Source organism: Pantoea conspicua, assembly GCF_002095315.1.
Classification (GTDB): Bacteria; Pseudomonadota; Gammaproteobacteria; order Enterobacterales; family Enterobacteriaceae; genus Pantoea; species Pantoea conspicua.
On record NZ_MLFN01000013.1, the window covers coordinates 1 to 13170 of the forward strand.

Consider the following 13170-nt stretch of genomic DNA (forward strand, 5'->3'; position numbering starts at 1 on the left):
TCGCAATGCGGCCATTTTCTTTCAGAGCGACGCCAGCTTAACGCTGGGCTTCACCGCCTAACGCTTCCACCAGGTTGCTGGTCAGCGCAGCCAGTTCGCTGGTCATCAGAATAAAGTCGGCGTCAAAACGCTGGGCAAAATCTTCACGATCAATATCATCGTTCTGGTCGCGCAGCGTGTCGCTGAACTTCAGGCGCTTGATTGAACCGTCATCGGCCAGCATAAACTGAATGCGCTCCTGCCAGTCCAGCGCCAGTTTGGTCACCAGTTTGCCCGCTTCGATGTGATTGGCGATCTCATCGCAGACCAGATCCTGTTTCTTGCAGCGGATCACGCCGCCATCTTCCAGCAGCGCTTTCAGCTCCGCTTCATCCATCAGGGCGAAACCGGCGGGCACCTCGCCAGAACGTACCCATTCGGTCAGGGTCAGTTCAATCGGGCTTTCCAGCGTCAGGGGCACCACCGGTAATGAACCAAGACTTTTGCGCAGCAGTGCCAGCGTATCTTCCGCCTTTTTGGCGCTGGCGCAGTCAACCATAATCAGGTTGTTCACCGTGTCGATCCACAACCAGGTCTGGCTAAAGCGGCTGAACGCACGCGGCAGCAGGCTGTGCAGCACTTCATCTTTCAGCGAATCTTTTTCGGTCTTCTTCAGCTTGCGGCTCTGTTCCGCTTCCAGCTTGTCGATTTTCGCTTCCAGCGCCTGTTTTACTACCGGTGACGGCAGCATTTTCTCTTCTTTGCGGGCGCAAATCACGATCTGACCGTTGTTTTCATGGGTCAGCGCATCGCTGCGGTTGCCCATCGGCGGTACCCAGCCGGTTTTGCTCATATCCTGACTGCCACACGGCGAAAAAGTGAAGGCGTCGAGCTGTTTTTCCATCTCATCTGCGGACAACGGAATGTCACGATTCAGACGATAAACCATCATATTTTTAAACCACAACATCGGGATTCCTTACCGTGGCGCGATCGGGCGCACAAGTCTAACAGAGTCAGCGCGCATGATAGCGAAACATCGGAGTGGTTTCATTGCCTTTCCGGCTGGCGCCTTCTACTGTATGTTCCACCTGAACGAATAATGAGGAATAAACCGTGCGCATAGGCATTGATTTGGGTGGCACCAAGACAGAAGTGATTGCGTTATCCAACGCCGGACAGGAGCTGTTTCGTCACCGGGTCAACACGCCGCGTGATGACTATCAGGCAACGGTACAGGCGATTGTCGATCTGGTCAGGCTGGCAGAGCAGAAAACCGGTCAGACCGGCACTGTTGGCCTCGGCATTCCCGGCACGATTTCGCCCTACAGCAAGCGGGTAAAAAATGCCAACTCCACCTGGCTTAACGGCCAGCCGCTGGATAAAGATCTGGCGCAGGCGCTGAATCGTGACGTGCGCATCGCCAACGACGCGAATTGTCTCGCCGTTTCCGAGGCGGTTGACGGGGCGGGAGCCGGACAGTCGCTGGTGTTTGCGGTGATCATCGGCACCGGATCGGGGGCCGGGATAGCGATCAACGGCCAGTCTCGTATCGGCGGTAACGGCAATGCCGGCGAGTGGGGTCACAATCCGCTGCCGTGGATGGATGAAGACGAACTGCGCTACCGGCAGGAAGTGCCCTGTTATTGCGGGCAGCAGGGCTGCATTGAGACCTTCGTTTCGGGCACCGGTTTCGGCATTGATTATCAGCGGCTGAGCGGCGTGTCACGTAAAGGAGCGGAGATCGTGGCGCTGCTGGAACAGCAGGATCCGATCGCCGAACTGGCGATAAGCCGATACGAACTGCGGCTGGCAAAGTCGCTGGCGCAGGTGGTGAATCTGATCGATCCGGATGTGATCGTACTGGGCGGCGGCATGAGCAACGTGGATCGTCTCTATCAGACGGTACCGACGCTGATGAAAAAATGGGTATTCGGTGGCGAATGCGAAACGTCGGTGCTGAAGGCGCAACACGGCGATTCGAGTGGCGTGCGCGGCGCGGCCTGGCTCTGGCCGCTCAACGACTGATTCTGGCTTCTCTGCCCGGGGCGCGACCACAGGCCGCGCTCTGCTATTCGCCCACCAGCATGCTGTCCTGCGGCGCACGGTCGCGCTGCGCTTTTGTGGCGAGGAAGTAGAGGTAACCCACCAGCATAAAGGCGACGAACAGCGCGCCAATCACCGGATTGAACCACAGCATCGCCAGCAGGCAGACCATCGATAACAGCAGGGCGATGCCCGGCACAATCGGATAGCCTGGCGCACGGAAGCTGCGCACCAGATCCGGCGCCGTTCGGCGCAGCCGGAACAGGCTCAGCATGCTCATGATATACATCACAATCGCGCCGAACACCGCCATGGTGATCATCGCCGCCGTCAGCGTCATCCCCTGCAGATTAATAATTCCGTCGCTGTAAATGGCGGCGATCCCCAGTATCCCGCCGGTAATAATGGCGCGATGCGGCGTCTGAAAGCGCGACAGTTTCGCCAGCCCGGGCGGCAGATAACCGGCGCGGGCCAGCGCAAAGAACTGGCGAGAATAGCCAAGGATAATGCCGTGGAAACTGGCGACCAGACCGAACAGACCGATCCACACCAGCATATGCATCCAGTTAGAGTGTTCGCCGACGATCATTTTCATCGCCTGCGGCAGCGGATCGTTGATGTCTGACAGTTTGCGCCAGTCGCCCGCACCGCCTGCCATCAGCATCACGCCAATCGCCAGCACCACCAGCGTCAGAATGCCGCTGATATAGGCCCGCGGGATGGTACGGGTCGGATCTTTCGCCTCTTCCGCCGCCATCGCAGCACCTTCAATGGCAAGGAAAAACCAGATGGCGAATGGGATTGCGGCAAAAATACCGGAAAACGCCGGCATACCGAAGCTGTCGCTGCCGGCCCAGCCGTGCGCGGCAAAGTTCGCCAGGCTGAAACCGGGCGAGACTACGCCCATAAACACCAGCAGCTCAATCACCGCCAGAATGGTCACCACCAGCTCGAACATCGCCGCCAGTTTTACGCCAAGAATATTCAGCGTCATAAACAGCAGATAAGCGCCGACCGCGGCGGTTTTCGGGTTGAGTGCCGGATACTGCACGTTGAGGTAGGCACCAATGGCCATCGCAATCGCCGGTGGCGCAAAGACGAACTCAATCAGCGTGGCCAGACCGGCAATCAGCCCGCCGGTTTCACCAAAGGCGCGGCGGCTGTAGGCAAACGGCCCGCCGGCGTGAGGAATTGCGGTGGTCAGCTCGGTAAAGCTGAAAATAAAGCAGGTATAAAGCGTAGCGATCAGTGCGGTGGTAACCAGAAAGCCCAGCGTGCCCGCCACGGCCCAGCCGTAACTCCAGCCAAAATATTCGCCTGAGATAACCAGGCCAACCGCAATCCCCCACAGATGCAGGGTGCCCAGCGTGGGCTTGAGTCTGTTTGTCATACTGTTATCCCCGTCGTTGTTGGTGCCGCGCGGCAGTGATACCGCACCTCATGGTTTACGCTACAGTGAAGGGATAATGCCGTTGCCTGGCGGGCCGCGACTTGACGCCGGCGCGGTCAATGCTGTCCTCCACGGTCAACTCACAGACAACGCCGGGCCAGATGCACGCTGCGGTCAACTTTGACTCCTCTGCGGTCAAGCAGCTCAGGTTCTGGCAACGCATGCTGACGTTACGTAAGTGACAGGAGCCGGAATGATGAGCGCGAAACAATATGACAACCTGACTGATTCTCAACTCACTGCACTGGCGCAGCAGGCGCTGGGCTGTTATCCCACCGCGCTACAGGGCACGCTGCGGCTGCTGTGTCGCTCGGAGAATGCCACGTTTCTGCTGCATGCGGGCACCAGGCGCTATGCGCTGCGACTGCATCGCGGCGACTACCATCAGAAAGCGGATATCCTCAGCGAGTTGCTGTGGCTGGACGCGCTGCGCGAAACTGGCATCGTGGTGCCGGAGGCGGTGGCGGACAGCCAGGGCGAGCGGGTGCTGACGCTCCGCTTACCCGACGGTGGTGAGCGTTACGTAGTGCTGTTTCACTGGATTGACGGCGAAATGCCGACCACCGAGGTGGACCCGCGCGCCTTTCAGCAACTGGGACAGATTACGGCCCGGCTGCATCAGCACAGTAAACAATGGCAGCCGCCGGCCGGCTTCCAGCGGATCATCTGGGATCACCACACCATGACCAGCGCACAGAGCCACTGGGGACGCTGGCAGGATGCCCCCAATCTGGCTCCCGCCGATCACGGGATCGTCGAACAGGCGATCGCTCAGGCGGGGGAGGCGCTGGCGGCGTTTGGCAAAGGATCGGATCGCTATGGCCTGATCCATGCCGATCTACGGCTGACCAACCTGCTGCTGCACCACGGCGAAACCCGGGTGATCGATTTCGATGACTGCGGGCTGGGCTGGTATCTGCACGATCTGGCGGCAGCGATCAGTTTTGTCGAGCATCATCCGCGGGCGGCAGAGTGGATCGATCACTGGATCCGCGGCTACGAGCAGGTATCGCACATCAGCGACCAGGAGATGGCGATGCTGCCAACGCTGCTGATCCAGCGCCGCATCCAGCTCACCGCGTGGGTAGGATCGCACGCCGAAACGGAGATGGCGCAGAGCCTGGGCCCGGAATGGGCCAGCCATTCGGTGCGACTTTGCCGTCGTTATCTGGAGAGTGAGCAGCTGCCGGTCGGGGCCTGATGCACCAGCGGCGGGCGCAGGTGCGCCACTGCAGTGCTGCCCGCCCGAGCGCCACGGCCTGACTCGCTGAAACCGCAAAGGATGAAGCTGGTACGGAATTTGCTCAGTCTGTGAATGGGTTTTCCCCCTGAATTCTGACTGAGGCGACCATGAATCCGATGATGATAAAACAGCCCGATGCATTTGCTGCCTGCTCCGCTGCGGCGGAGGCAGGTAATCACGGCGTGCTGGCCGCTGCGGCCACCGGCCTGAGCGATTTTATTCATACCCGTGGCGGCGATGTGGACCGTATCTTCGGCATCAGCGGTATCGATCCGGAACGGCTCGCCAGCCCGACGCTCAGCCTTGGGCTGGTCAACTACTGTCGGGTACTGGAGGAAGCGGCGCGACACTCCGGTTTTGATAACTTCGGTTTGCACTACGGCAGGCAGTTTAAACCGCAGTCATTAGGCCTGATTGGCTACATCGGCCTCTGTTCCGCCACGCTGGAACAGGCGCTGCACAATGTGGTCAATGCCTTTCCGTGGCATCAGCACGACACCTTAACCCGGCTGGTGGACAAAGGAGAGTGCTGGCGGCTCGACTATCAGGTTCGTCACGGGGCCATACTGATGCGCCGTCAGGATGCGGAGCTGACGCTGGGGATGTTCATGAATCTGATTCGTCATGTGGCGGGTAAAAACTGGGCGCCGCGCGAAGTGCATTTTGAACATCCGCGCCCGGAGCAGTGGCACGATCACGGGAAAGTGTTCGATGCGCCGGTCTGGTTCGATCAGCCGTTTAACTCGCTGGTGATCCCAAAGCGCGATCTGCTGCGCAACATGCCGGAAAGCGATCCGATGTTGCTGATGGTAATGCAGGATGCCATCCGGCAGCTCAACCGCGCCGCTTCGCAGCAGAGCAGGGTGGAGCAGGCGCGCTCTCAGGTTCACCTGTCGCTGATGCAGGGCGAACCGGTGCTGGAAGAGGTAGCCGATAAGCTGGGGTTATCGAGCTGGTCACTGCAGCGGCGGCTGCGCGAAGAGGGCTGTAGCTTCAGTGCGCTGGTGGATCAGGTGCGCTGCGAAATGGCCACTCACTATCTGCAGCAGAAGCAGCTGCCGATCTCCGAGATGGCGCTGCTGCTGGGCTATTCGGAAGTCAGCGCCTTTTCACGGGCATTTCGGCGCTGGTTCGGCATCAGCCCGCGTCAGTGGCGTCAGCATGGGCTGGCAAGCTAGCCTTGCGCGGCGCAAAGCCAAACCACGCCGGTTGTCCAGGCACCGGCGGCGGCGGCAAGCCTTTGGTCTGCGCTGCCAGCTGCCAGGCCCGTAAACACAACGCCTCATCGCCCTGAGTCTGCGTCACCGCATAGCGTCCACTCTGCTGCCACTCCAGCCGGACCAGACATTGCTGGCCCGCATAGCGCGCTGCATCACTGAACTGCTGATTCAGCCGGTGCTGCATTTGATTAGTCCACTGACAGGATGCGCTGTTGGGGTCCCTGGCGGGCTGACACAGGTTGGCCACGCTATCCCGTTGCTGTGGTTCAGAATGCTGACAGCCACTGAGTGCCGCGGCAATAATAACGCCCGGCAATACTTTCCCAAATAGATTAATTAAATTCATTTAACTGACCAATTCTGATTAAAGTTCTCTTCTTCTGCTGCCGACAGTCTACAGACCGGACTGGCGAATGCTATGGCATTACTCCGACTGTCGGCAGAACCAGAATTTACCGCCCCATCGCGGTTTCTTATTATTTATTCATGGATTAGAAATGCAGAAAAAATATGCCGTTGCGGCACTCACCTTACTCAGTGCTTCGCTGATCAGCGGCTGCGCGACTGAATCATCACGTGCGATTGAAGCACCCCAGGTTCGTGCAGCCAGCCAGCCCGCTTACCAGGGCGTGCGCAGCCCGATAGCGGTTGGTCAGTTTGATAACCGTTCCGCTTATATGAACGGTATTTTCTCGGATGGCGTCGATCGACTGGGCAATCAGTCAAAAACCATTCTGATCACCCATCTGCAGCAGACTAACCGGTTCAGCGTGCTGGATCGCAGCAACCTGAAAGAGCTGCAGCAGGAGTCAGACTTCAAACGCAGTCAGCAAAATATCAAAGGCGCGAACTATATCATCACCGGTGATATCACCGAGTTTGGCCGCAAAGAAGTGGGTGACCAGCAGCTGTGGGGCATTCTCGGCCGCGGCAAGAGCCAGATCGCCTATGCCAAAGTCAATCTCAACGTGGTGGATGTCACCACCTCTGAAGTGGTGTTCAGCGCGCAGGGCGCTGGCGAATACCAGCTCTCAGCCCGGGAGATTATCGGCTTTGGTGGCACCAGCAGTTATGACTCGACGCTGAATGGCAAAGTGATGGATCTGGCGATTCGCGAAGCGGTCGATCATTTAGTGGATGGAATCAACAACGGCGCCTGGCGTCCGGCTAAATAAGGAAGCAAGAAATGAAAGCGATCACACTGGGCGGCCTGCTGATGGCGGCTGCGCTGCTGGCTGGCTGCGCGCCAAAAGCGCCAAAAACCCTTTACTACTGGGGCGACTATCAGCAGCAGCTGTATAGCTACTACCAGAAAGATAGCGATCCACAGAAGCAGATCGACGCACTGAATCTCGACGTAGAAAAAGCTCGCGCGGCAAACCAGCCGGTCGCGCCAGGACTGCACGCGCAACTCGGCCTGCTCTACGCCAAAACCGGCGATACCAACAAAGCCTTCGGCCAGTTTGCGACCGAAAAGCAGCTGTTTCCGGAAGCGGGCCCTTACATGGATTTTCTGATGAGTAACAAACAAGGAGTGACCCGGTGAAAAAACTGATTGTTTTGTGTGGCGCCCTGGCCGCGCTGCTGCTGACCGGCTGTGCGCAGCATAAAAAACCTTATGATTACAGCGCGTTCCGTGCCAGTAAGCCTGCGTCGATTCTGGTGTTACCCGCCGAGAACAAAGCGCCGGATATCAATGCCGCTCACAGCCTGACGTCGCTGGTTACCCGGCCACTGGCTGAAGCCGGTTACTACGTCTTTCCGGTGGCGGTGGTAGAAGAGACTTTCCAGCAGAATGGCCTGTCCGGCGGCAGCGAAATCCAGGCAGTCAGCCCGGCGCGTCTGAATAAAATCTTTCACGCCGACAGTGCGCTCTATATCTCCATCAGCGAGTACGGCAGCAGCTACCGGGTGATCGACAGCGTTACCACCGTGTCAGCGACCGCGCGACTGGTGGATCTGCGCAGCGGCAAAGAACTCTGGCAGGGTTCCGCTACCGCCAGTGACAATGAAGATGGCAACAACAATAACGGTGGGCTGGTCGGCATGCTGGTCAGTGCGGCAATCAAACAGATCGCCAGCAACGTCAGTGACAAAGCCCATTCGATTGCCGGTCTGACCAGCAATCGCCTGCTGGCACAGAACGAGCAGGGCGGTTTACTGACCGGCCCGCGCTATACGCTGATCAGCGCCCGTTGATTGGTGGCAAAGCGGGCGCTACGGCGCCCGTTATCCCTGCGGCAGTTCCAGCTGGCTGTAGCCCAGCCCGTTCATTTTCCGCACTTTAATCTGCACCGGTATCCGCTCTTTCATCGCTTCAACGTGACTGATCACGCCGATGGTTTTGCCGCTGGCGTTGAGCGCATCCAGCGCGTCGAGCGCGGTGTCGAGCGTTTGCGCATCCAGCGTGCCAAATCCTTCATCCAGAAACAGCGATTCAATGCGGGTCTTGTGGCTGACCAGGTCAGATAACGCCAGCGCCAGCGCCAGGCTGACGAGGAAGCTCTCGCCACCCGACAGCGTACGGGTATCGCGCGCCGTGTCAGCCTGCCAGGTATCCACTACGTCCAGCTCCAGCAGATCCTGCGCGCGACGCTGCAGCAGATAGCGGCCATGCAGTCGATCGAGCTGGCGGTTCGCCAGTGCCACCAGGTGATCCAGCGTTAAGCCCTGAGCAAAGCGGCGGAACTTATCGCCGCTGGCGGAGCCAATCAGATCGTTGAGCAAGCCCCACTGCGCCAGCACCGTTTCATCCCCGGCAATCTGCGTCATCAGGCTCTGCTGCTGGTCACGCAGGCTGGCATCGCTCTGCAACTGCTGCTGGATCTGGCCCTGCTGGCTGGCATTGTCGCGCAGCGCCAGGCGCAACTGTTCCAGTTGCTGCGCCAGGGCCTCTGCCGAAGCCGGTAACCCGGCGGGCTGGGCCTGCTGGTGGGTCGCCAGCCGCTGATGCAGATCCGCCAGCCGTGCCTGCTGCTGCTGCTGCTGCTGATCGATCTGCTGCAGCTGCTGACGCAGTTGCTGCACCGTCTGTTCATCCAGCAGTGCGGTGCGCAGCCGGGCTTCATCACTGAAACCGGCGGCGGCCAGCGCCTGCTGCAACCGCTGTTCCGCCTCCGCCAGGCGGGTTGCCAGCGTCTGCTGCTGACTTTCCAGGACCGCCAGCTGACCCTGCAGGCTGCTGACCTCGCTTTGCGTCCGCTGTAAGCCATCCCGCAGCTGCGCGAGCTGCGCCTCGTGCTGGCGGAGGTTTTCCTGCATCTGCTGACGGGCGGCGGCAACCTCGCGATCGCCAAACAGCGCCTGGCGCTGCTGGCGCATCTCATCGAGTCGGGTCTGCTCGTGGTGCAACTGCTGCTGCTGGGTGGTCAGCTGCTGCTGTTCCCGTTCTGCCTGCTGTTGCAGGGCAGCCAGCTGGGTTTCGCCGCGCAGCAGCTGCGGCTGCAGATTAGCGAGTAACTGCTCACTTTCCTGCCAGCGCTGCCAGCGGGTCTGCTGAGTCTCCAGCCATGACGCGCGTTCAGCAGCGGCAGGCAAGGTCAGGTTATGCTGGCTGAACTGCTGTTGCAGCCCATCCTGCACCTGCTGCCAGTCATGCTGTTCCTGCTGCTGGTGCTGTTGTAGCGCGCTGAGTGCCTGCTGCTGGTTCTCCAGCGACTGCTGTGCCAGCTGCTCAGCCTGCAGATGCTGCTGCCAGATCTGCGCCTGCTGAAGATGGTGGTCTTTTGCTGCCTGGCGCGCCTGTTCAGCCGTTTCCAGCGCCAGCCGTTGCTGCTCAAGCTGCTGTTCCCGTTCACTTTGCTGCTGCTGCCACTGAGTTAATGCGTCAGCGTCTGACAAGGTGAAGGTGAGTGCCAGCTCACCGCTTAGCGCCTGCCATTGCTGCTCCAGTGTAGTGATTTGCCGCTGGGTTTCTGCAATGTCGTCGCGCAGCGACTGCTGCTGGATCGCCGACTGTTTCAGTTGCTCTTTTTTGGCGGTGCCCGCTTCGCGTAGCGCGTCGACCTGCTGTTGCAGAACCGAGCGCCGCTGCTGACTGGCACTGATTTCCAGTGTGCTGTAAGCCTCAACCGCCGGATGGCTGCAGGAGCCGCACAGCGGGCAGGGCTGGTCAGGCGTCAGCTGGGCGCGATAGTGCGACAGATCGGCAATCTGCTGCTCCAGCGCGCAAATTTTCTCCACATCGTCCAGCTGCTGTTTTTCGCGTTTCCACTGCTCGCGCAGGCTCTGTAATTCCGCCTCCGCCTGCTGGTGGGCCTGTTCCAGCCCGGCCAGCTGCTGCTGGCGCTGACGCTGTTGTCGATGCAGCGGTTGCCACTGAGTCGAGAGCAGCAGCAGCTGTTGGCGCGCCGCGCGGCTGGCGTGCAGCTGGCTCAGCGCTTCACGCAGCGCCGCTGGCGGGTGCTGCTCCTGCAGCGAAGTTAGTGCTTGCTCCGCTTGCAGCAGCGCCTGTGCAGCGGCCTGTTCGGCTTGCTGGCGCGGTAATGCTTGCTTCGCCTGCTGCTCCCGTTCGTCCTGCTGCGCCGTGATCTTCTGCTGCTGTTGCTGCTGCTGTTGTGCCAGTCCGGCCAGCGTCGCTTCACGCTGCGCCAGCTGAGCAAAGCGTTCCTGCCACAGCGGCAGCAAGGCGCCCCATTGCGCCATATCGGCTAACTGCTGTCGCAGGGTTTGCTGCCCGGCGATCGCCTGTTGTAAGGCGGCAAGCTGGCTTGTCTGTTCCATCAACGCGCGTTGGGTCTGATCGTACTGCTGCTGCTGGCGATCTTTTTCCTGCTGCTGCCGGGTCAGTTGCTGTTGCAGCGCGCGCAGTGACTGATCAAGCGGAATGACCTGTTCGGTCAGCAGGCTCTCCTGCTGCTGCTGTTGCTGGTGCGCCTGTTCAGCGGCGGCCTGCGCCGCGGCGGTGTGTTGCTGCTGGCGTTGCTGTTCAGCCTGCGCCTGCTGATGGGCTCCGGTCAGCTGCTGCTGACGGCCGCGCACCTCGTGCTGCTCCTGCGCCAGCTGGTCGCGCTGTTGCAGGGCTGGCCGCAGTTTTTCCGCCGGTTCGCTGCGCGCCAGTCGCTGCCGATCCGCTTCGGCGGCCTGCACTGCTGCTTCAGCCTGCTGCAGGGCGGCGCTCGCCGTAGCGATCTCCTGCTCCAGCTGCTGCGCCTGTTGCTGCCACTGCTGTTGCTGCTGAGCCTGCTGGTAGTCGCGGCTCAGCGTCTGTTCCATCTCGCTCAGCCGGGCGATCTGCTGTTGCAGCGCAGTACGTGTCTCATCATCCAGTAGCGCCATTGCCCCCGCCCGGCTACGCAACAGATCCAGCGCGGTTTTCGCCTCTTTATGACGTTCATATATCGCCGTGGAGATCAGGCCGTAAATTTCGGTACCGGTCAGCTCCTCCAGCAGTTCGGCACGCTCGCTGGCTTTAGCGTTGAGGAACGCGGCGAACTGGCCCTGTGACAGCATCATGGAACGGGTAAAACGTTCGAAGTCGAGGCCGGAGAGGGTCTCGATCAGCCGGAGTTTGTCACCGACTTTGTCGGCGACGATGGTGTCGTCAGCACAGCGCGCCAACTCAACTCGCGGTGCCTGCAGTTTGCCGTCTGCGGTGCCGCGGGCGCGGTTCTGACTCCAGAAGGCGCGCCAGGCTTCGCCTTTGATCTCAAACTCCACTTCGGCCAGACACTCGGCGCAGTCGCGGGTCATCAGCGCATTCTGACTCTGGGAAATGGCGCCGAGGCGCGGCGTCTGGTGATAGAGCGCCAGGCAGATGGCATCCAGCAGGGTGGTTTTGCCTGCGCCGGTAGCGCCGGTAATCGCGAACAGCCCGTTACTGGCGAAGGGTTCGGCACGGAAATCGATAAACCATTCACCGCGCAGCGCGTTGAGGTTTTTAAAGCGTAGCGTGAGGATCTTCATTGTGGCTCCTCAATGTCGGCCAGCGTCTGGCGGAACAGCGTGGTCATCTGGTCGAGCTGCTGCGGCTGCAGCTCACTATTCAGCGCCAGCCGACGGGCAAACACCTCTTCCACTTTCAGCTCGCTCAGGGTTTCGTTGTCGAGTCGCGCCAGGCTGTGCTGACGCTGCTCCCGGCTGCGGCGTAACAGTAAGACTTCCACCGGCAGTTCTGCGGTCAGGGTTTCTACCTGTCGCTGCAGATCGCTAAGATATTCCTGGGTCGTGACTTCAATATCCAGCCAGGTCGGCTTTTCCTGATTTGCGCCGCTGAAATCGTTGAGCTGCTGCGCAATCTGCGCCAGCGAGCCTTTCAGCACCTGCATCGGCTGCACCTGCGGCACCACCAGTGGGGTCACCGATTGCAGACCGCTGAGGGTAAATTCCAGCAGGAAGACGCTTTTTTCACTGCCCAGTTCATCAAAACTGAGCGGAATCGGCGAGCCGCTGTAGCGGATATGCTCACTGCCCGCCACCCGCTGCGCACGGTGAATGTGGCCCAGCGCGATGTAATCAGCGTCCGGAAACGCGGAGGCGGGAAAGGCGTCCAGCGTGCCGATATAGATGTCACGCACCGAGTCGCTCTGGCTGACGCCGACGGTGGTGAGATGGCCGGTAGCCACGATTGGCAGTGCCGGCTCCAGCGCCCGTGCGGCGGCAACGCGCTGCTGATAGTGGTGAGCAATCGCCTCCAGCAGCGACGTCTGCTTGTCACGTCCGGACTGACCGGCGCGGCTGCGCAGGATGTCGCGCGGTCGCAGATAGGGAATGGCACACAGCCGCACGCCCGGTTCGCCCTGACGGGTGGTGAGCACTATCACGTCACTCTCCGCCTGCGGCGTGGCGATCACCCGGGTATTCAGGCAGGCGAGCAGTTCGCGCGACTCATTGAGCGTTGCCACCGAGTCGTGATTACCCGCCAGCACAATCAGCTGACAGCCGCTGGGTTGCAGTGCCACCACAAAGCGGTTGAACATTTCGCGCGCGTAGCTGGGCGGGGTGCCGGTATCGAACAGATCGCCAGCGACGATTAACGCATCCACCTGATGCTGTTCAATCTGGATCAACAGCCAGTCGAGAAACGCCTGATGTTCCGCCGCCCGACTTTTGTTGTAAAAGAACTGCCCCAGATGCCAGTCCGCAGTATGAATGATGCGCATAAGAGTCCCTGCCGTTGTGATTCGCCCGGCGATTATACTGGCTCTGCGGCCAAAGCAAAAAATTGTCGCTGCGCTGTCATAATTGATTACTACTGGCACCGGCTGGTGAGGTAGGTTTTTCATAAAAGTGTC

At 60.1% G+C, this 13170-nt stretch carries 11 protein-coding genes; 6 read left to right on the top strand and 5 right to left on the bottom strand.

The features are described 5' to 3' along the window. Nucleotides 1-37: 37 nt before the first annotated feature. Nucleotides 38-949: a recombination-associated protein RdgC gene (rdgC, locus tag HA41_RS06895; protein ID WP_094120152.1), complete on the bottom strand. Its 912-nt coding sequence runs from the start codon at nt 947-949 to the stop codon at nt 38-40. Between the two features lie 146 nt (nt 950-1095). Between rdgC and mak the strand changes: the two genes are divergently transcribed. Further along, nucleotides 1096-2007: a fructokinase gene (gene mak, locus HA41_RS06900; protein ID WP_094120153.1), complete on the top strand. Its 912-nt coding sequence runs from the start codon at nt 1096-1098 to the stop codon at nt 2005-2007. A 43-nt stretch (nt 2008-2050) separates the two neighbouring features. Here the strand turns inward: mak and eat are convergent, their stop codons facing one another. After that, entirely contained in the window at nt 2051-3415 is a 1365-nt protein-coding gene (gene eat, locus HA41_RS06905; protein WP_094120154.1) for an ethanolamine permease, read from the bottom strand. A 256-nt stretch (nt 3416-3671) separates the two neighbouring features. On the opposite strand from eat, the gene HA41_RS06910 reads away from it, so the two are divergent. Continuing rightward, the gene (locus tag HA41_RS06910; protein ID WP_094120208.1) at nt 3672-4676 is read left to right on the top strand and encodes a phosphotransferase enzyme family protein; all 1005 of its coding nucleotides are present in this window, start codon (nt 3672-3674) and stop codon (nt 4674-4676) included. 149 nt (nt 4677-4825) lie between these two features. Next, complete coding sequence (gene qhpR / locus HA41_RS06915; RefSeq protein WP_094120155.1) at nt 4826-5896, top strand: AraC-like transcriptional regulator QhpR; 1071 nt, start codon at nt 4826-4828, stop codon at nt 5894-5896. On the opposite strand, the gene HA41_RS06920 is transcribed toward qhpR, so the two are convergent. Then, nucleotides 5856-6284 (bottom strand): cell envelope integrity TolA C-terminal domain-containing protein, encoded by a 429-nt coding sequence (locus HA41_RS06920; RefSeq protein WP_094120156.1) that lies wholly within the window; start codon nt 6282-6284, stop codon nt 5856-5858. The genes qhpR and HA41_RS06920 overlap by 41 nt on opposite strands. Nucleotides 6285-6435: 151 nt before the next feature. Between HA41_RS06920 and HA41_RS06925 the strand changes: the two genes are divergently transcribed. From HA41_RS06925 to HA41_RS06935, 3 genes are read left to right on the top strand one after another with little or no spacing between them, the layout of a single operon-like run. Next, complete coding sequence (locus tag HA41_RS06925) at nt 6436-7113, top strand: CsgG/HfaB family protein (RefSeq protein ID WP_094120157.1); 678 nt, start codon at nt 6436-6438, stop codon at nt 7111-7113. An 11-nt stretch (nt 7114-7124) separates the two neighbouring features. Continuing rightward, the gene (locus HA41_RS06930; protein ID WP_094120158.1) at nt 7125-7484 is read left to right on the top strand and encodes a DUF4810 domain-containing protein; all 360 of its coding nucleotides are present in this window, start codon (nt 7125-7127) and stop codon (nt 7482-7484) included. Further along, nucleotides 7481-8137, top strand: a complete 657-nt coding sequence (locus HA41_RS06935; protein WP_094120159.1) for a DUF799 domain-containing protein — start codon at nt 7481-7483, stop codon at nt 8135-8137. Before HA41_RS06930 ends, HA41_RS06935 begins: the two co-directional genes overlap by 4 nt. 30 nt (nt 8138-8167) lie before the next feature. Here HA41_RS06935 and HA41_RS06940 read toward each other — a convergent pair whose 3' ends face one another. Together HA41_RS06940 and sbcD are read right to left on the bottom strand one after the other, a co-directional pair. Next, nucleotides 8168-11842 carry an AAA family ATPase gene (locus HA41_RS06940; protein WP_094120160.1) on the bottom strand — a complete coding sequence of 1225 codons (3675 nt, stop codon included), beginning with the start codon at nt 11840-11842 and terminating at the stop codon, nt 8168-8170. Continuing rightward, nucleotides 11839-13038 carry an exonuclease subunit SbcD gene (sbcD, locus tag HA41_RS06945; protein ID WP_094120161.1) on the bottom strand — a complete coding sequence of 400 codons (1200 nt, stop codon included), beginning with the start codon at nt 13036-13038 and terminating at the stop codon, nt 11839-11841. The genes HA41_RS06940 and sbcD overlap by 4 nt, the downstream gene beginning before the upstream one ends. Nucleotides 13039-13170 lie beyond the last annotated feature (132 nt).